The following is a 19,854-nucleotide window of genomic DNA, read 5'->3' as shown; positions in this document are numbered from 1 at the left end:
ATGTCGACGGGATTGGAAATGCTGGACCGGGAGTTCTCAGTCCTGGTTCGGACCCGGGCAAACTGGAAATGTGCCCGATGCGGCAGGAACTTCAGCGGAAATCGAGACATGCTCCATTGTAGTCACTTCCACAGCAGGCGGCACAAGGCGACGCGCTTCGACCTGGAGAATGCCGCGGCTCTTTGTTGGCAATGCCACTGGTACATGGACCATCACCCGAACGTGCACAAGGTCTGGAAGCTGATCCATATTGGCAAGGAACGATACGAGGCACTCGCAAAGCGGGCAAATCAAATCTCGAAGCTAGACCTAATGAAGATTCAGAAATGGATCAGGATGGGAATGCTCATGGTAGCAACTGCAGAATCCGCCGCCTTCGAGGATTTGGAAAGTGAAGAAGCGGCACATCAGAGTTTCGAACACATTTCTGCCTAGGGGTGCTTTGCATGCCTGGCGCGAAGCGAATCACACCACGTCTGTACGGAGATCAGGCATGAGCTCGTCCAATTGGCGGAGTTTTCGAAGGCAGGGTGAGGCAATCCAATATCTTGCGGAGGACCTGTCCAAGGAGATGTTATGGGGAATCAGCAGCATTCAACAATCAAAGGGAGCCTGAGGGATCATCAGGATTTCATTCTTGCGCGCATGACGGCGCAGGAGTGGGATCCTTCAAGTTGATGCGCGCGGGCAATCCCAGCTTTTGGAACAGGACAGCATTGCGTTTTTTGGCATCCGTCACCATCTTGGTATACGAAATTACCTCGAAGTAGGCATTGTAGTGCCGCTTGAAGCCGAAAAAGCCCTGTCCATCGGGCGTGTCCAGAAGCTCAAAGTCCTTGGCTTGCTGCTCAAGCGAAGAGACGTTATCGCAGACGATGTAACAGTAAAAAGGGGTGTTGTCGTCGATTGGGATGTCGCGGCCCTCAGGCGTGCGGGCCTTCCTGGAGCGGAGCTCCGTGATATACTCACGGACCTGCACGAAAGGATTCTTGTCTTCATTAAAATCCTTCCGCATCGGCCGCTTGAATTCAACGATTACAAACGCTGGATACGGCGGATCTGTGGAAGGCACGAAGGCGCAGGCGATATCGAACACAATGATGTCCGGTTCCTTGCCACTCGTACAATTCAACTGCGGGCAGGAACGGAGCTGCTTATCCGAAGCCAGGAAAGCGTGGTAGGCGAGTTTTTCGTCAATTAACCAGAGATTATGGCCTTCAAGTGGAACCTCATCCGAAGTCTTTCCCATCGGGAAGACGATGTTGTGAATGCGTTCTTCCCGACGATACTTGCCTTCCTCGTCAATGGAAAGTTGCTTTTGCAGAAAGTCCAGAATAGCCTTCCTATGGCAGACGTACCGGGCAAGATCGGCGGCGTTAATGTCGGTCACTTTGTTGAAATAGGCCTGAAGCCGGCTGGCATAGTCATCCAGATCAGCGGCGGTAGCCTCAGTTTGCAAGAGTGTCTGCCCTTCCGAATGTAGTTCCACTTGCAGAGCGTGATAGGCCTCATAGAGACGGATGTCCAATTCATCGTCCTTGATTTCAGGATCGATCTTGTCGATCTTCTCTCCAATGTACTTCATTATCGGCCGATACATTGGAGCCTCGGTGGCCACAAAGCGGTTGATGCGATCCTGCTTTTGACGGGCGATTGTCTGCGTGTAGTGGGTAATGAATGAACGGCATTGCTGTTCGACAGCCGCGTTGATGTCCTTCCAGGTTATTTCGCCACTGGGCAAATCGGGTGGGTCGCTGGCAATGTCAAAGTTGCTACGGTCGGGATTGACGGTATCGTTAAGGAGGTCGGACTCGACATAAGCAGCATAGAGGAAGGGATGGTGCTCGTCGTCTTCGAGCGAGCGGGCCAGATCAGGAATACGACCTCGAAGCCGCTCCGATTTCACTATCCGGTCATGAGCACAGTAATGGACGAGATGCTCGCGCGCATGGGAGGAATAGAGACGGACATGAACGATGAAGAACTGTTTCTCCTTGACTGTGAAATCATCGGCCTTCGAATGTGTAACCATTTCAGAGTCGAACATCCGGTTAAGTTCAAAGGTGTCTCCTGACTGCTGATCGGTCAGGATGATCCGAGGGCAATCTCGGCGGATGAAGAACTCAAGGCAGTGTTCAACGATGTGCGCGGCGATGGTCTCCGCCTTCTTTGGGCATGTTTCCCTGTACTTTGGCAAAAAGCCCGTCAACCGAACGGTGGTTGACCGTGTCGCCCGGTCGGAAGCAGCGCGAACAGGGTCTTGGACGCCTTCGCCTTCCGGTACGAAGGCGAACCGGCGGACTTCCATTTGTCCGTTCGCCAGGTAATGGCTTTCGATTTCGACGCGTGCAAACGCCACGAGCCACAGGAACCTGCCAACGCCTTTACCGCCCCGGTTCTGCTTGTACGTTGTGTCGGAGGTCTCGAACGCTGCAAAGTTCTCCTCCGTGAAGCCGATGCCGTTATCTGATACCTCAAACCCGATGATGTCACCAAACGCGCGATCCTGATCGCTCAGCAAATTCCAATTGTCTCTCAGAATAGAGATTTCAATAGTTCCTTTCGCCTCGCCGCTGTCTTCAATGGCCTGGACCGAATTGACGATGGCCTCGAACAACGGTAGCAACGGCCTGCTCGCCGGCAGCGAAACATTGCGGATACGGCCTTTAACGTCGAGTCGCATAAATTACACCATCTCCAACTCTAGGTATGGCACTGGTCATTCTCGGCTGCAAGTGAACCACTTAGCCTTCAGATAACGGGATGCTGCCCCAACCGCGTTGTCCCGAATCCCAATGGGATTTGCAAATTGATGTTACAACGAAAACGATGTTGTCGGTCATGGAGTTTTTGAGATTTCCAGCGCGGCTCCGCTCGGTATGGCGGATTGGACCTTGATATTCGCTGACAGACAATGTTCCATCATCTATCGACTCGGCAGGGTCAATCCGCGTAGCTCTCGATGGCCCCCAAGACAGTCGGCGACCTAACATCGACGGAAAGTATGAAGATAGATCGAGGTCTTTGACCGGTGGCGACGCAGAGCGGTCGCAGGAATCATTGCAGCTCGGCAAGAAGCGCATACGAAGTGAAGCGGTTGGTGTGTCGTGGCCAAGATCGAGATTGAGGAATGGGATCGGCAGCCGTTTGAGTCGATGCGGGCGTATTCGTACTTCTGCCTGTATCGAGATATGGAAGCTCTGGAGCGTTCGGTCAAAAAGGTTGCGGAGAAGGTCGGGCGATCCGTCCGCATGATGTGGGATCTGAGTTCCAAGTGGGACTGGCTGAAGCGGGCCGAAGCCTATGACCTGCACATGCAGCGATTGAAGCAGGCCGCGCAGGAAAAGGCCCGCATCGAAATGGCGGAGCGTCAGGCCAGGGAAGGAACAACGCTGCAAAACATCGCGATGGGCGGCGTCAAGAACCTGCTCGACGAGAAGGGGCAAGTCAGGAAAGACGTTGAGATGACGCCAAGCGTGATTGCGCGGTTGCTTGAGGTGGGAGTGAAAATTGAGCGTTTGGCCAGGGGCGAGCCGACAGACAACGTGGCTGCGGATCATTCGGGTGAGGTGAAAGTGGTGAGGCTGCCGACGCCGGTCGAGGACGACGACGAATGGGCCAAACGAAGCCAAGAGGAATATGAGCGCCGGCGCAATCAAAGAAGTAACGATTTGGGAGCCACAGCCGGGGCCGCAAACTTGGCTCATTAGCTGCAAAATTTCCGATGTCTTCCTTGGCGGAGGACGCGGCGGGGGCAAGACCGACAGCCTGCTGGGCGACTGGCTGAATCACGTCATTCAGCATGGCCCAAACGCAAACGGCATCCTGTTCAGAAAACGGTACAAGCAGTTCGAAGAAATCATCCGGCGGGCAAAAGAGATATACCTGCCGATGGGGGTGACGTGGAAGACGTCCCCGCCGACGTTCGCTTGGACGCACGGGGCGCAGTTGAAGCTCAGGCATCTCGAGCGGGACGTTGACGCTGAGGAATACCAGGGCCATTCGTACACGTGGGCCGGGTTCGACGAGGTTACGAACTGGGCCAGCCCGTACGCGATTGACAAGATCAAGGCGACCCTGCGAAGCGCGAAGGGTGTCAAGACGATTCTCCGGTGCACTGGGAACCCGGGCGGACCTGGACATTCCTGGGTGAAGGGCCGCTATGTTGATCCTGCGCCACCGCTGATTCCACACGTCCAAAAGATCAAGCTGCTCGATGGTTCAACTGCTATCAGAAAGCGCGTCTACATTCCGGCGCTGCTCGAAGACAACAGGAAGCTCCTGGAGGCAGATCCCGAGTACTGGCAGCGCGTTGTGGAGTCGGTATCGGGCAACGAGGCGCTACTCAAAGCCTGGCGTTGGGGCATTTGGGACATTGTTGCCGGCGGCATGTTGGACGACCTCTGGCGGCCCGATGTTCACTTGGTCCAACCGTTCACGGTTCCAAAGACGTGGTATGTGGATCGCTCGTTTGACTGGGGCAGTGCGAAACCGTTCAGCGTCGGCTGGTGGGCGGAGAGCGACGGCACACAAGCGCCGAACGGGAAGGTGTACCCACGGGGAACGCTGTTCCGGATCTCAGAGTACTACGGCTGCTCCGGGAATCCCAACGAGGGTTTGAAGCTGACGGCGCCCGAGATTGCGCGGCGCATTCGCGAGCGCGAGAGCATCCTCCTCAAAACCCTGGTTCAGGGCAATACGATAAGGCCGGGACCGGCCGATCCATCGATCTTCAGCAAGGAAAACGGCAACTGCGTAGCCGAGGACATGGCCGCGGTTGGCATCCGCTGGGACAATCGCACAGACAACAGCCGCAAACCGGGCTGGCAGGAACTCAGGAAACGGCTCAAAGCGTGCTTGGATCGACCGATGGAGTCGGCGGGCATGTTCGTTTTCGACACTTGCCGGGATTTCATCCGGACGGTTCCGGTGCTGCCGCGGGACGAGCGCGACCCCGACGACATCAACGACGAGTCTGAAGACCACATCGCGGACGAGACGCGCTATCGGGCGATGTACCGCAAGGCGTCGATCAAGGTCGGGAAAATCACCGGATTCTGAGGTCTCATCATTTTGGAGAGGCGCGGTTCAATGGGCGTTACGACGAAGCATCCGCAGTATGACGAGAACGAAGGCAAGTGGCAGAAATGCCGGGATGCGTTCGATGGCAGCGAGGCTGTCAAAGCTCGGGGCGAGACGTACCTTCCAAAACTGGGAGGCCAGAACAGCGATGATTACGACGCGTACATGGAACGGGCCCTGTACTACAACGCCACCGCCCGGACGATTCAAGGCTGGCTCGGCTGCGTATTTCGGAAGGACCCGCAGATTGCAGTCCCTGATTCGATTCAGCAGCAGTTCCAGGATGTAACGCTGACCGGTGTCCCGATTGAAGCGCTCGCGAAGACGGCGCTTCAGGAGGTTTTGACGGTTGGGCGCTATGGCATCCTGGTTGACATGCCGACCGAGGAATCCAAGGAGCGGCGTCCGTACCTGATCCCCTTCAAGGCGGAACAGATCGTTAATTGGCAGACCGCCCGCCGGCAGGGAGACGTGGTGCTGTCGATGGTCGTGCTGAGGGAAACTGAAGCGGTGCCGCAACCTGAAGATCCATTCGAAATCAAGAACGTGGAGCAGTATCGGGTGCTGACCCTTGAGGGCGATGCGCTCAACACGTACACGGTCAGGGTATGGCGACAGATCGACAAAAACGACTCAGATTCGTGGACTCCAGTCGCGGAATATGTCCCCAAGCTAAAGGGGCAGCCGCTAGATTTCATTCCGTTCTGCTTCATCGGCCCGAACACGATCCTGCCTGATGTCGAGAAGTCACCGAGTGAAGACCTGGTCGACGTGAACCTGTCGCACTATCGCAGCTCGGCGGATCTGGAGCACGGGCGACATTACACAGCTCTTCCTACCGTCTGGGTGGCAGGATTCCCGACGGAGGGAACGGAACTGCGGATCGGCAGTCAGACAGCATGGATTACCGACCGCACCGACGCCAAGGCCGGCATCCTGGAGTTTACGGGCCAGGGTCTGGGAGCGCTGGAGAAGGCGCTTTCCCAGAAAGAGGCGATGATGGCCGCATTGGGCGCTCGCCTGTTGGAAGATCCAAAACGCGCAGCCGAAGCCGCCGAAGCGATACGCCTCAGGCTGGGCGGCGAGCAGGTTGCGCTGACGACGATCGGGAACACTGCCAGCCTGGCGCTAACAATCGCGCTTCAATGGTTTGCGGACTGGGCTGGGGCGTCAGGAAGCATTATGGTCCGGTTGAACACCGAGTTCTTTGAACAGTCGATGGATCCCGCCATGTTGCGCGAGCTTGTCACAGTTTGGCAAGGCGGTGCGATTGCCAAGGCCACCCTGTATCACAACATGGAGCGCAGCGGCCTTACCAGGCCCGGCGTAGACTTCGCGCAAGAGCAAAGCGAGGTCCTGGCGGGAGCAGTTCTGTAGGACGGCAACGGATGTTCTAACGGCCCATAGATGAATGGTTCCCTATTCCAGCATCCAAGCAGGCAGATCGACAAGGCGAATTAGAGCCTGCTCTTATTTCGAACCGCCTGGAGGACTTCGGGCCACTGGTCTCCACCAAGTGTTCTTTCTCGTTGGTATTTTTGGCGCCGGATGAGTTCTTTAATATCGCCATCAAGCTTTGTTTGAAGAAGGGCATCCAGTTGGGGCACTACGGAATCGAACGCCTCATGGCAGATCGCTTCGATGACGAGCCGACCCAGAAAGCGATCAAGACCTGGTACGTGGCCGATAAGCTGCAACCGATCGGTCGATGAGATTGACGAAACAAGATGCCGAGCAGGAGTCCGCAGACGGTTGATGAGTACTCGTTTGGCCTGCGCGCCCATCGCAGCTACTTGTGGCGAAAGCAGAAGCCGCTCGAACATTTCCAGGGCGTGTGTTGGGGTCTGCGGCAGGAGACGGGTGACGAGATGACCGACCATGGAGAGTCGGCCGGCATTTGTCGGCTGGGTCAAGGCGATATCGAGAACTTTCGCGTAAAGATCCGGATCATTTGAGCGCTCGGCAACTGCCCGAGCAAGAGCGTCAAATGCCTGCGTCCGTAAGTCCTCATCAGTTGCCAGTGACATGGGCCCTAGGATATCTACAATCTCTTTTAATGTTGAGCCGGGACCAATACTTGCTTGTGCAATCAGACGTGCGATGGAGGCCCGCGCGCGTAAATCGCTTTCTTTTTGGAATCGTCCCTGAAGTTCTGACAATATCGGTTCCGGTACCAGTCCGAGGCGCAGCAAATGGAGCCATATTATTAATCCAATGCGCCGGCTTTGTCCTGCTGTAGAATCAACTAGACTTTGCCGAAAATGGTCCAGTTGCGAGGCGTACCGAAGAATACATGGTTCAACAGGTCCTTCGAGCATGGCCAGTGCTCTGAAGAGACGGACTGAATCTCTGATCTTCACCGATAACTGAATTAATTTAAAAACAGCTCGACGGTTTTGCTGAGCCCTGCGAGCCAATAGTGAGCACACCATGGACGCAGTCGACTGACTGAACATTTTGGGGTCAGAAATCAGTTGTTCCAGAGCCCGCGAGGCCGCTGGGTGATTCGCAAGAGCAGCATCAGCGAGAAGTTCTGCCAGGCGATCAGGGTCGAGCCATTCGTCTTGATGTACGTCGCTGAGGATCTCCAGCAGAATTTCTGGAGGTAGAGAGGCCTCTATCAATGCGCGTCGCATCGGGGCCAACAACGTCTCTTTCTCAGAGGCAATGAGCGTGAGCACGGTCCTCGTTTTTCGACGGAGGAATCTGACACTATCGGTTGTCTGGGCGGAACCGATGTCTCCTCGGTTGCCGCGAAGCCAGTTGGGAAAGACGACCATGCTCCAAAGCCAGAGTCGAAAAACGTCGGTTTCTCCTTTGAACACATCAAAAGCGCGCTTTGCTTCGACCTCACTCGACTCAATGAGGAGGTAACTGAGGCCATTGAGCCTAGCTCGCAATCCCAAGCCGTCCTCCATTTTGGCGAGCTCCTCTAGAATCGATCTAATCTGGATTCCACTCTCCTTCCACTCGATTGCCCAGAGGCGCCCTGCTGACCGCGTAAGGTCATCGAAATCATTGGTGTAGGGTTTATTTGCCGCTCCGGAAATGGCGTCCTCGAATCGTCTCGCAATACCACTAGGAGAAAAAGTGCTCGCACGCGCGCATATAGTATCGAGGATTGCCACTTGGAGTTGCCTGCTTTCAGCTCGAGGAAGGGACTTAGCATATAGCTGGATGAGACACCCCCAGGTCCATTCTGGAAAACCCGGCGCGATTGCGTGCAAAACGCGAAGCAGTCTGCGATCACCCGGGCCTGCAGAAGCAGGCATAGCGAGGACGTGGTCGAAAATCGAGTGCCGTTCGAGAAACTCCTTGACCGAGAGCGCGTCACGAGAACCCAATCGCTCGAGCAATTCAAGAACATGTTGTCGCTCTGTCCACTGATTGCGGCACCAGATGCTCCCTAGTTCCTCAAAGAGCATGCGAAGTCTTGAACCTGGCATGTTGGGAGCAACTTGAAGAAACCTCTTTACGAGGGCCGTCTCTTCATTCGTCAGCAACGATCTGATGGTAGTTGAGATCTCAACCGTAGGATTGCTAAGGTGAGCATACACGTAAATCCCAGACATTCTGGGATATCCCTCTATCGAAAGAAGTTCTGCAAGGGCTGAGTTCCCCTGACTCCTAAGCGAAACGTCAAATTCACTAAGCAGAAGCAGTTGTTCGTGGATGGGACTAAGAAAAAGATCGTTCGGTGATGCTTTTATCCGGCGACGCATCAATGCTAGGCCTGCAGTGCCCATCAGACCTAATATTGCTCGTGCTGCACTATGCTCGAAGAATGTCTGGTGAAAAAAGCTGATAGTGCCTGCTTCAGAGCGGCGAATGACTGCCCTTGACGCAAGCCTCCATATATCTTCTGGTGAAGCGCCAAACTCTGAAAGCACCCGTTCGACTCTTCTTTCGTCAATTTCGGGCGTACCTTCGGCCAGCATGGTCAGGGACGCAAGCCAGCAAGACCTTTCAAGGCTATTATTCGCCAGGTCCGCTGGGAGGCTTCCAGCTCGCACGTCTTGGACGACGCGGGACTTCCAGTACTCGTCATACAAACGGAAGGCATGGATCTCAACGGGTACTTCTTCAGGCGCATAGAGGCTGAACAGCATCCGGAGTGTAAGAGGAATTGAACAGATCTCCCGTATCGGAAGCCCAAGTGCAACAGCTTCCTGAATTCTCAGGAGATGTTCCTGCCGGTCACGAGGGACAGCATTTTTGTAAAACCGAGCGACATGCTTTGCTACGGCTTCATCAAGCTCCGTCTTCGTATATGGGCCTAGCATGAGGTGGTGCGCCCCAGCGCTACGCAAGCGAGTCGCCTCCTGGGGTCGGCAAGTGGCAATCACTGGACAGTTATGACTGCGTAGGGCTACAAGCAGTTCCAACAAGGCATCCCGCTCGCGTTCACTATGCAGAAGGAGATCGACAGTATCCAGAAAGAGAATTGGTTTCTTTGTCTTTAAGGCATTGATTGCCTGAAGGATGTCGCTTATGTCGAATCTGCCGGTCGCTTCCTCATGCTCCTTCATTGATAACATGCTTGCCTTGAGGAACCACGGTTCCCACCTTGATTGGTTGGTAAGCGCATGATGGAGTTTCCAGAGCAGTGTGGTCTTCCCATTTCCTGCTTCACCCACTATAACCGCGACGACAGGGTCAGCGATCATAGCGTCAGCAATCAGATGTTCCAGTTCTTGCTCTATGGATCGTGGCACGTACAAGGATTCATCGAGATAGATTGGTCTGGATTCTGGTCCGGAACCTGGAATTTCGCGAGCGTCGTCACGAACTATCGCGGTCAGATGGCGCAATCGCTCAAGTGCTCGCCGGTCAGTAGATTTGCGTCCCTGCAGGCTTGATCGAGCTCCTATGGTACGCTTGTTGCGTTTCTTGCCTGTTGCCTTGCTCGGAACCGCTTCAAGTAGCGCCCGCGCGAATGCGGCCGCAACGACGGCGCCATAACCGTGCCAAAGATCATTCTTATGTCCATCGCCGTAATCGCTAATCCCACGAATCACCAAATACGACTGTTGGTGCGTCCATGTGCTATCGGCAACTCCTGATCCCTCCATCTCAATGGCGCGTACATCATATTGGTCTCGTAGACGATCCCGTAGCTTACAATCTCGAAGTAGTGTGTTCGCCGACCCTATCCTGCCGTAGAACACTTTGGGAAGGCCGGGCCGTCGCGTACGATACGGATCTTCTGGATGCGCGATCTCGGCCGGTGGGATTGCGCACGAAAATAATCGATCCGTTCCTGCGTCCGGTCGCCCACAACCTTCAAGATGATTTGCCCGTGCGATGAAGTGCTCCCAAGGATATTTTCCAGCAAGACGATCTGCCTCTAGAATGTGAAGCCGGCCTATTAGACGTGCAGACGGAGGCGCCGAGGTGCTGCGAATCTCAACAATGCCGTTCGAGAGCTTGACAAGATCGTACTGCAGAATGCCCGAGACATCAGACACGACGATATCACCCAAACGGACATGAAGATCTACTTTCTCGGGATTGGGTGTGCCGGCAGCTATCCCAACCATGAGGACTTCTTCTACCGTCGGAAAACTGCGAAGCAGATCGGCTGCTGCGGTCGCAGCGCTATTGTTCCCGGGTTTCTTTAAGAGTGTTCCAACTACCGTGTGCTTGCCACCGCCAAGCGCCGAGATGGTGCCAACGACATAATCATTTGGATCTCCATCGACTTGAAGATCACGTGGCCGGTCGAGCATAGCCTTTATCGCAGCAAATTCGATGGGCAGAGCTGTAACTATGCCGAACAGGGGATTAGAGCTCGGACCATTCCGCATCGAGTCTGACCTCCTTGCCTAGGCTGGATTCGATCCCCCGAGAATCTTGTTTTCGACGACTCTCAATGCCAACCAAAGCATCTGGGCTCTCTGGTCCTCAGGGTACGTCAGGCATCTGTGCGCCGTCCAAGCAATCATGTCTGCCATTTGGATTCCTGGGGTCTCTTTCATGTCGACTGCCTCAATTTTATCAATTTTGTTGAGTATCTGCTGCTCACGTCGAATCCGAATGGACCTCCAATCATTGACTAACTCACCCAGATAAGGGTCTCGATCATCCCGATAGATTTCTATTGTGGAATTTGAATCTGCTGGATTTTGATTTAATGACCCCAGGATTCTTTGGCAGCACTGAACACTACATACGGCTGCAGCACGGAGTACTTGACTATTGTGTTGCATTGTCAACGCGGTTGCTGCGTACGAATTCATTTCTACCGACACTACGACCGGTAAAAGTGTTCGTTCATGCCAGCAATTCACAACGTCGGCCAAGTCAAGAAGAAGCCGCGTTACTCGGTCGCGATTCCATCCGTTACTGATTCTGAATTCGCCCTTAAGGGAAGCCGCCTCAAACATATGAAGGTATGCAGCATCGTGCTTATCCAAAACTTTTGACCAAATTGGCGCAATATGCTGCCAAGCGTTCGCTGATCCTGAATAGGATCCCAGCGTCAGGTACCTCTCTGATCTGTTGCCTGGGTCCCCGCTTCCATCAAAATAGGACTTGACCGCCATAGGAATCTGACTGCCTGCAATGGATAGATAGAGTGAACCACTCGGATGAGTCTCCCCATGTTATGAGTAAGAGTCAAGAAAATTTCACATCCTCAACTCATTCAGTTTTATGGGCTTGCAGTCCCCGCACAGGTACTAAATGCCAATCCAAAACATCCAGGGTATCCAGCGCATAGCGAAGCAAATGGAGCCCGACATAGCAAGGGCGTTCCTGCGGACGATTCAGCAGATCAAGGACGCGACAGCGATCTCCAGAATAGAAGCAGCGATCCGCCGGCGGGACATGGCTGGCGTGCTGAATGCGATCCCGCTCCAGGAGTTTGAGAAGCAGTTTCAGTCCGATATTGCCCGCACGATTCGCGATGTGGCAGAGGGGGGGGCCGAGGTCGCAGTACTACCCGGCGGAATCACCGCCTCGCTCAACGTGACGAACCCGGAGGTTTTCGACTTCATCCGCGAGGCGACGCTCAATCCAATCCTGAAGATACGGGCTGAGAGCGAGAATGCGATCCGGGACTCATTGTTCAAGGCGTTTACCGAAGGCGTGCACCCGTATGATATGGCACGGCAGATCCGGGAGATCGTCGGGCTGACCGCAAACCAGTGGGAGACCGTTGATCGATACCGGCTGTATTTCGAGGAACTTGCCGGACGCGGAGCTGGCGAACTGGGCAAGACGGCGCTCTACAAGATCGGCCGTGGCGGGATGGCCCGGTCGGCCAATGTGATCGCGCGGCAGGGCTTGACGAAGGACCGAATCGACAAGCTGGTCGCGAACTACACGGACCGACTGATTCGCGAGCGGGCCGAAGGCATTGCCAGGACGCTCACGATTGACGCTTCGAATGCCGGCCAGGGGGCACTCTGGACCCAGGCGGTGAGCGACGGCCTACTTCGGCCCGAGGAATGGGAAGTCTGCTGGATCGTCGCGCATGACGACCGGCTGTGTCCGCGCTGCCGGGGAATGGAGACTATGCGGCGGGACATCAACGGGGTTTATCCGAACGGGATTGCCCGTCCGACCTTACACCCGAACTGCCGGTGCAGCGAAGGTCTGGTCAGGAAGGTGCGCGGACTCAGATTGCCCATCATGAAAGTGGCGTAGCTGATGGACACAGATTCCTGATTGAAACGGCGAACGCCCCTCCGGACGGGTTCCGGTCGGGATCCATGAAGAACAGAAACGCCTGAGATTTGGCCGGGTGCCAGACTTCGGGCGCTTCCATTTTAGGAGAATGTTGCGGATGGCTTTGAAGGCGATCCTCTCAAAAGAGGAACACGACGCACTGCCGGAGGCTTTGCGTGAATATTACGCCGAGAAGGACGGGAAGTTCATACTCGACGCGGAAGGGGTTGAGGATGTCAGTGGCCTGAAGAATGCCTTGACGGCAGTTCGGGATGAACTGAAGACCGCCAAGAAGCAGTTGCAGGAAACCATCGACAAGTTCAAGGACATCGACCCTGAGAAGGCGAAGGAGGCCCAGAAGAAACTCCAGGAGCTCGAGGATAAACAGCTGCTCGACGCCGGGAAGGTGGAGGATCTGCTGAAGCTCCGAACCGAGCGTATGAAGGCCGATTATGAGAATCAGATCGTCGCTTTCAACAAAACGATCCTCGACCTGAAGAAGGATCTGAAAACCGCCAACCAGACCATGGCTGAGGTGCTGATCGACAACTCGATTCGCGCCGCGGCTATGAAAGCTGGCGTTCTGGAGCATGCCGTAGAGGATGTGGTGCTGCGCGGTCAGAGGACCTGGACGTTGAAGGACAAGACCCCGACAGCGATGAAGGGCGACCAGGTGATTTACGGCAAGGACCCGAACAAGCCGATCTCGATCGATGAGTGGGTGAGCGGCTTGCAGCAGGACGCGCCGCACCTCTTCAAGATGTCCGCAGGAGCGGGGACGCCGCCGAGTTCGGGCGGCACGAGCAACGCCAAAGTGGTTCGGCTGAGCCGCGAGGAGGCGAAAGACCCGCAGAAGTACCGCAATGCGAAGGCGCAGGCCGAAAAGGCCGGGCTGCCGTTCGAGATCGCAGATTAGTCTTTCGAGCAAACGAGTGACAATCCACTGAAAGCGAAGGCCCGCGAGTTGCGGGCCTTCATCATTTCAACCGCTTCACAGAAACGGACGCGCTTCTGTAGCCGGGGACCGGGATGGTCCGGGTGAAGAGGCACCGGGGATCGGTGTGCCGTGAAGAGAAGCACATCATGTTGAGGAGCAAGTAGCAATGGGTAACGTTCTTTCCGTATACGATCCCCTGTTTTACGCCCAGGAAGGCTTGATTGCCCTGGAAAAGGCCCTGGGGATGGCCGGCCGCGTTTATCGCGGCTATGACAAGAGCCCTCAGCAGAAGGGTTCGGTCATTTCCATTTCCGTTCCGAGCACGTTCGCCGCTCAGGACGCTCCGTCGCAGGCACAGGACATCAAGGCGGGCGAGGTGCAGATCGCTTTAAACTTCTGGCGCGAGGTGAAGTTCGCTCTGACCGACAAGGAGTTGACCTTCACCACCGAGAAGATCATCAACGATCACATCCGGCCGGCGGCCTACGCCCTGGCGGACGACATCGACCAGAAACTGGCCGCGCTTTACAGGCTGTTCCCGTTCTATGTGGTCGCGACTGGGCCGGCTGCCGTCGCCGATATCACCGCCGCACGGACGGTCCTGTTCAACAACAAGGTGCCGATGGACGATCTGCACATGATGCTGAACGGGACACTCGAGGGCGAGTTCCTGAACCTGGCGGCATTTTCCCAGGCGTCCGGCGCCGGAGATGCCGGTGTTCAGACCCAGATGCGCGGCACGCTGGGCCAGAAGTTTGGGTTCGAGGTGTTCGCGAATCAGAACGTCAACACCCACACCGGCGGCGCCTGTGCCGATCCCGATGGTGCGATTGCCAATGCCCCCGGATATGTCGCGGGCACGAAGACCATCAACGTAGACGGTCTGACCGCCGCTGGCACGGTCAAGGCTGGCGATGTCCTGGAGATCACGGGTCACACCCAGAAGTATGTGATCACCGAGGATGCGACTGCCATTGCTGGTGCGATTACGCTGAAGATTGAGCCCGGTTTGCAGTTGGCCGTTACCAATGCACAGGTGGTGAAGGTCATCGTGGGCAACTTCAGCGAGAGTATTGGTTTCCACCGCAATGCCATCGCACTTGCGATGGCTCCGTTGACCGAGGCCGGCAACAACCTGGGCGCGCGTATTTCCACGATCACCGATCCGATCACCGGATTGGCGCTTCGTTCCCGCATCTGGTACGAAGGCGACGACAGCACGATCAAGGTCGCGCTCGACGTCCTATACGGGATGAAGGTGCTTGATCGCAACATGGGCGTCCGGTTGCGCGACGCAGCGTAGTCAATCCTATTGATGGCGGGGCTGCTATGGGTAGCCCCGCTGTCGTTTCGGAGGTAGTTAATGGCCCTAATCAAGATCGTGAACTGGAAGAAGCCCCAGGAATTTCTGTGGCTGGATGAAAGGGATATCGGGAAAGATCCGCGCTATGTGCGCTGGGAGGACCGCGACAAGGAATCCAAAACTGCCAATGAGCCGGAGGGGGAAGGCGAAGCGGCAAAGGATGGCAAACGGCCCGAGACTCCGCCGATTCCAGGGCTTGAGGGGGCAGTGGAATCTATAGCGAGAAAAACGGCCAAAGCAGCGGCAAAGGCAGCGAAAAAACAGAAAGGAGCAAGGCCGGGTGAAAGCGATCAGACCGACATCAAACCCGAGGATGAACATGGCGGTGAAGTTGTCCCGCACGACGAGAATCAGGATGCAGCTGGCTCGGCTGTTAATTCGCCTGGCCTATAAGGTCGGCGGCATCGAGGTTGAACCGAATCCGACCAGGCAAGACACGCGGCGCATCAAGCGTGGCGCCAAGGTGATAAGCACCTACTAAAGGCGAGGTGAGACATGGCAGTCCCGGAAATCAATGCAACGCCCGGCGGATCGGACTCAAACTCGTACTGTTCGCTCGATGAGGCAAATGCTTATCACGAGACCCGATTGCATACGAGCGACTGGGACGCCGCGACACCCGAGACCAGGGCCAAGGCGTTACTGTGGTCTGCCCGGCTGCTCGACAGCCAAATTGCATGGGAAGGTTACCCGACCGACCCAGAGAACCAGGCGCTCCAGTGGCCTCGCATCGGCATGTACGACGGCGATCCAATAGATAGCGGCCTTTATGACGGAGTTGGCCGCCTTCTCTCTGACAGCGAGATTCCGCAGGCGCTGAAGGACGCCCAGGCGGAGCTGGCAATGTATCTGATCGCCAATGATCGGACGGCAGACCTATCGACCGAGGGCTTGGGTGATGTCACTGTCGGGCCGGTCAAGGTTGGTTTCAACCAAGGCAATTCTCCAAAGCGCCGCGTCATTCCTGAGGCCGTCTTCGAGATGATCTCCCTTTGGGGAGACCGCAAGTATGGATCAAGCGGCATGATCAATTTGGTGCGAGCCTGATGATGAACTCGAAACTCATCCACGACCTTGTGGCTGTGGCACAGCGGACCGTTCAGGGATTGCTCGCCACCGTGCAGCATCAAACCATCAAGGGAAGATCCGGTTACGGAAAGCCCGAATACAACGATCCCGTAGCCAGGAAGGCGCTGATCGTCAACCGTGAGCGGCGCCGCAGACTGGCGGATGGAACCGAGCTTGTCAGCCGTACCCAGATCATCATCCCGGAAAACGTGACGGTCAAACCAATGGACGTTTTCACTTTGCCGGACGGCTCACGGCTTCCGATTGTCGATGTTCAGGCAACGCTCGACAGCGAGGGGCAACCTTACGCGGTCGAGGTTTGGTTCGGAGAGAGGCGTGATTGAGTTCAAAGGCGAGTTCGTCGGTTTGGCGCAGGCGATCAATGGTCTGGAAAAGCTCAAACGCGGGCAGACCGAGGCGGTAGCTCGCGGTGCCTACGGCTGGTATGAAGAGGTGATGACCCAGTCAAAAAGGGAATGTCCCGTCGACACAGGCGCCTTGAAATCAACGGGACATGTAGAAAAGCCAGTCATCGCGGGCAGCGTTGTCACGATCGTCGGCGGATATGGCGGCCCGGCGGGAAGCGGGACTCACGTCGGGATTCACTCGGGAAGGCAGCCGCCGGAGCATGTCGGGTATGCGGAACATGTCCATGAGAATCTTGCGGCCAAGCATCCGTCCGGAAAGGCGAAGTTTCTCGAAGACCCGATCAACGAGGCGTGGCCTAAGCTCGACAGTGCGATAGCCGGAGAGATCGAGGTTGAGGTCGAGACGAACTTCCCGAGGTAAGGGAGATCGCCAATGCTGCTTGACGACATCTGTGGGTATCTGGCCGAGAACGAGTACGGCACAGAGGGCGAGGACCTGTTCAAATCTGACCTTCCAGAGACGCCGGATTCCACGGTGGCGATATTCGAGTATCGCGGCCAGGCACCCATCAGAACGTCTGGAGGGATCGCAGCGGAGCAGCCGAGATTTCAAATCGAAGTCCGCGACACTGATTACGAGTCCGGCCGGTTGAAAATCGAAAGGATCAAGCAGCTCCTAGACGGATTGGCAAACCAAACGCTAAACGGCACACGGTACGTGTGGATTGCAGCGCTCGACGAACCGTTTCTGCTGCGCAGAGACGAGCAGGGCCGAACGGTCTTTGCTTGCAATTTCAAGGTCCTGAAAGAACGCACCGCATTATGACGAGAGGTGGCATGAATCTGACCGCAGCACATTTACGAGCAGTCGAAGCCTCAGCGGAGGCGGCCGCTGCCTCGGCACAAGCCTTGCTGGCCGAGATACATTCCCTTCGGGCGGCGCTGAGGCATCAACTGGAGGAAGATCCAGGTATCGAGCTTCCAAAGACATGTCCCAAGTGCGGATCAAAGCCTGAGTTTCACATTCCAACGTCGGACGGCAGAACGGCGTGCAGGTCTTGCGGATCCATTTTCTAGGAGGGCGGCATGACAGCGATTGTCAACATTATCAAGGACCGCAAGGTGTACCTGGGCGGCGTGGACCTGAGCGGAGATGAAAATGAAGTGAACCTCACTCTGGAGTTTGACATGAAGGAATGCACCACGTTCTCGGACAGTTCACATGTCAACGCTCCAGGGTTATCCAAGGTGACGTTGAACCAGAAGGGATTCGTCAGCTTCGGCGAGGGGCTTGTGGATGAGACGCTGGTGGCGCGGCTGGGCAAGGCTGGGGTTCCCGTGTCCGTAACACAGAAGGGCGGCCTGGCAGGAGAGATTGCCTACTTCACGAAGGCATGGGGTTTGAGTTATGCACCGCGCATGGCTGTGGGAGAACTGCCGAGCTTCGACTTCAATATGAGCCAGGCGGGCGGCGCCGTGATTCGCGGCACGATTCTCATGGCGAAGGCAACGCTCGCCGATGGCGCGCATCAAGGGACGGCATACAACCTCGGGGCGGTTCCTGCTGGATCGAGGATGTTTGCAGCCCTGCATGTCTTTGAAGGCAGTGCGAGCGGCTCCATTCAGATAGACGGCGCAGACAAGATCACCTTTGAGCAGACGGCAGGGCCGGGGTCGCTTTACAAAGTAGTAGACGGTCCTATTGCCGGCGCTCAATGGCGTGCAGTCATAACGGCCGTCGGTCCGACCACGGTGTTCGTGGTGGCCGGAATCGCATAGAACTGTGAGGAGTGGACCTTTAACGAGGCCTGGAGAGATCCGGACCTTTTTCATTTTTGGAGGAAGTTTCAATGACCGCTGTGGTTGAAGTCATCAAAGATCCGTTCCTCAGTGTGGACGGGAATGACATCTCCGATCAGGTGTCGGAAATTCAGCTCAACTTCGCACTCGATGAGATCGAATCGACGGCAAGCGGTGACAGTTGCCATGTCTATGTGCCCGGCCTGGAGAAGCCCACGGCGAGCGCGAAGATGTTTAAGAACTATGGCGCCGGCAGCGTGGACGAACTTCTGTGGAACACCAGGGGGCAGCTGGTGCCGTTCATCATGCGACGCAAACGTGCAGTCAAAGGCGCAGATAATCCGGAGTTTTCCTTCTCAGGCTTCATGGGGCAGATCCCCTTGATCTCCGGAGCAGTGGGCACTGCCGAGGAGTTGACGATCAACATTGGCATCAACACGCCGATCACCAGAAGCACGAGTTAGGTCGGGTCAGGGTCGGGGTTGCCGGATGGACGAGAGGAACCTCGCCTTTTTTCTTTTTGGGAGAACAGTTGGATGGGCAATGTCGCAGTCGTGAAGCAGGATGGAGTGGTCTACGAGCTTTCCGGAGACGAGGTCATTTTCCCACTACAATTTGAGCAAGGCGGCCAGGATGTTATGGGCTACTTCGCCATGGACGCGCAGACCGGTGCGCATGAGGTTAGGGCGTTCCTTGACGAGTTGATGCCGAGAACCAAAGCGTCGGACCTTCCCGATGAAACCGAAACTGAAGCCGGCGACGATGCCGGCGTGCGGGCATTTGTCACGAAGCATTTCCGGGGCATCCTGGGCATTGAGGGTGAGGCCACGAAGGAAGAAATGCTCGCCTGGCTTGATGCCAATCCACAGATCAAAGCGCGCATCTACACGGAAGGTTACGGCAACCTGATTGTGGCTGGCGAGGAGGGCACGGGCAAACTGAAGCTGGTGCTCGGAAGCGCAGAGCAGGAAGTGAAGGCGAAGCGGCCGCTGTATGTGCCGGAACTTGACGCCGTGACGGCCATACCGGTGAGTTTCAAGCACCGCCGGGTTACGGAAGAAGATCGGATCCGCCACAAGCGTGCCGGCAAGCAAGTCACGAAGGGCCGCCGGCAAATCGTGCGCATCAACTGGGATGCGATCGAGCAGCTCGCGGATTCGCTTCTCACGGGCCTCGGCGGCTACCTGATCAACGATCAGCCCTGCACGGAAGCCAACAAGAACGCGTGGCTTCCCAAGCTGCAACTGAGCGACAAGCTGTTTTTCGTCAACCGTGTCTTCAGCCGCGTGGCAGTAAAAAACGGCTAGTCGCGAAGGTTCTGGGCAAGAGCCTTCGCGGCTATCGGCTATTGCGCGATGATGCCAAGTGCGGGCGGGAGGAGTGTTTTGCGGACCTCTTCCCGCTGCTTGGCGACCAAAAGGCGCAGGACGAAATCCGGCACGAAACTCTGCACCTCCGTCATTGCGGTCTGCTTAAAAAAGACCCTCGGTGCTGCCTACAGTGTGGTCTGAAAGAGAACCCGTATCCGAAGAGGGACGTTGAAGCGGTGTTTGAGGCGACCAAGA

Annotated in this window: 18 protein-coding genes; 15 read left to right on the top strand and 3 right to left on the bottom strand. The window is 56.1% G+C overall.

Annotated elements, in window-relative coordinates:
- Positions 1-435, top strand: coding sequence for an HNH endonuclease (locus LAP85_15070; GenBank protein ID MBZ5497722.1), 435 nt, complete (start codon positions 1-3; stop codon positions 433-435).
- A 196-nt stretch (positions 436-631) separates the two neighbouring features.
- Here LAP85_15070 and LAP85_15065 read toward each other — a convergent pair whose 3' ends face one another.
- Positions 632-2,683, bottom strand: a complete 2,052-nt coding sequence (locus tag LAP85_15065; GenBank protein MBZ5497721.1) for an ATP-binding protein — start codon at positions 2,681-2,683, stop codon at positions 632-634.
- 424 nt (positions 2,684-3,107) lie between these two features.
- On the opposite strand from LAP85_15065, the gene LAP85_15060 reads away from it, so the two are divergent.
- The 3 genes from LAP85_15060 to LAP85_15050 are packed head-to-tail and all read left to right on the top strand — an operon-like array spanning position 3,108 to position 6,459.
- Positions 3,108-3,710, top strand: coding sequence for a hypothetical protein (locus LAP85_15060; GenBank protein ID MBZ5497720.1), 603 nt, complete (start codon positions 3,108-3,110; stop codon positions 3,708-3,710).
- On the top strand, positions 3,640-5,061 hold the full coding sequence (locus LAP85_15055) for a terminase family protein (protein ID MBZ5497719.1): 1,422 nt from the start codon (positions 3,640-3,642) through the stop codon (positions 5,059-5,061). The genes LAP85_15060 and LAP85_15055 overlap by 71 nt, the downstream gene beginning before the upstream one ends.
- Before the next feature lie 30 nt (positions 5,062-5,091).
- Entirely contained in the window at positions 5,092-6,459 is a 1,368-nt protein-coding gene (locus LAP85_15050; protein ID MBZ5497718.1) for a DUF4055 domain-containing protein, read from the top strand.
- 80 nt (positions 6,460-6,539) lie between these two features.
- On the opposite strand, the gene LAP85_15045 is transcribed toward LAP85_15050, so the two are convergent.
- Both LAP85_15045 and LAP85_15040 read right to left on the bottom strand, forming a co-directional pair.
- Positions 6,540-10,889, bottom strand: a complete 4,350-nt coding sequence (locus LAP85_15045) for a hypothetical protein (GenBank protein ID MBZ5497717.1) — start codon at positions 10,887-10,889, stop codon at positions 6,540-6,542.
- Between the two features lie 18 nt (positions 10,890-10,907).
- Entirely contained in the window at positions 10,908-11,627 is a 720-nt protein-coding gene (locus LAP85_15040) for a DUF3800 domain-containing protein (GenBank protein ID MBZ5497716.1), read from the bottom strand.
- A gap of 139 nt (positions 11,628-11,766) precedes the next feature.
- Between LAP85_15040 and LAP85_15035 the strand changes: the two genes are divergently transcribed.
- The 11 genes from LAP85_15035 to LAP85_14985 all read left to right on the top strand — a co-directional run bounded on the left by LAP85_15035 (position 11,767) and on the right by LAP85_14985 (position 19,596).
- Positions 11,767-12,732, top strand: a complete 966-nt coding sequence (locus LAP85_15035; GenBank protein MBZ5497715.1) for a hypothetical protein — start codon at positions 11,767-11,769, stop codon at positions 12,730-12,732.
- Between the two features lie 139 nt (positions 12,733-12,871).
- Entirely contained in the window at positions 12,872-13,669 is a 798-nt protein-coding gene (locus LAP85_15030; GenBank protein MBZ5497714.1) for a hypothetical protein, read from the top strand.
- Between the two features lie 187 nt (positions 13,670-13,856).
- Positions 13,857-14,993: a hypothetical protein gene (locus tag LAP85_15025; GenBank protein ID MBZ5497713.1), complete on the top strand. Its 1,137-nt coding sequence runs from the start codon at positions 13,857-13,859 to the stop codon at positions 14,991-14,993.
- A gap of 60 nt (positions 14,994-15,053) precedes the next feature.
- Complete coding sequence (locus LAP85_15020) at positions 15,054-15,446, top strand: hypothetical protein (protein MBZ5497712.1); 393 nt, start codon at positions 15,054-15,056, stop codon at positions 15,444-15,446.
- 102 nt (positions 15,447-15,548) lie between these two features.
- The gene (locus LAP85_15015; protein MBZ5497711.1) at positions 15,549-16,100 is read left to right on the top strand and encodes a hypothetical protein; all 552 of its coding nucleotides are present in this window, start codon (positions 15,549-15,551) and stop codon (positions 16,098-16,100) included.
- The gene (locus LAP85_15010) at positions 16,100-16,465 is read left to right on the top strand and encodes a hypothetical protein (protein ID MBZ5497710.1); all 366 of its coding nucleotides are present in this window, start codon (positions 16,100-16,102) and stop codon (positions 16,463-16,465) included. The genes LAP85_15015 and LAP85_15010 overlap by 1 nt, the downstream gene beginning before the upstream one ends.
- The gene (locus LAP85_15005) at positions 16,458-16,910 is read left to right on the top strand and encodes a hypothetical protein (protein MBZ5497709.1); all 453 of its coding nucleotides are present in this window, start codon (positions 16,458-16,460) and stop codon (positions 16,908-16,910) included. The genes LAP85_15010 and LAP85_15005 overlap by 8 nt, the downstream gene beginning before the upstream one ends.
- A 12-nt stretch (positions 16,911-16,922) precedes the next feature.
- The gene (locus tag LAP85_15000; protein ID MBZ5497708.1) at positions 16,923-17,315 is read left to right on the top strand and encodes a minor capsid protein; all 393 of its coding nucleotides are present in this window, start codon (positions 16,923-16,925) and stop codon (positions 17,313-17,315) included.
- A 260-nt stretch (positions 17,316-17,575) separates the two neighbouring features.
- On the top strand, positions 17,576-18,268 hold the full coding sequence (locus LAP85_14995) for a hypothetical protein (protein MBZ5497707.1): 693 nt from the start codon (positions 17,576-17,578) through the stop codon (positions 18,266-18,268).
- Between the two features lie 71 nt (positions 18,269-18,339).
- Entirely contained in the window at positions 18,340-18,753 is a 414-nt protein-coding gene (locus LAP85_14990) for a hypothetical protein (protein MBZ5497706.1), read from the top strand.
- Between the two features lie 72 nt (positions 18,754-18,825).
- Complete coding sequence (locus LAP85_14985; protein MBZ5497705.1) at positions 18,826-19,596, top strand: hypothetical protein; 771 nt, start codon at positions 18,826-18,828, stop codon at positions 19,594-19,596.
- Positions 19,597-19,854: the final 258 nt, after the last annotated feature.

The sequence above is a fragment of the Terriglobia bacterium genome, assembly GCA_020072565.1.
In the GTDB taxonomy this organism is placed as follows: Bacteria; Acidobacteriota; UBA6911; order UBA6911; family UBA6911; genus JAFNAG01.
The sequence above is the reverse complement of the archived record's forward strand: the minus strand, read 5'-3'. Positions and strand labels throughout refer to the sequence as shown.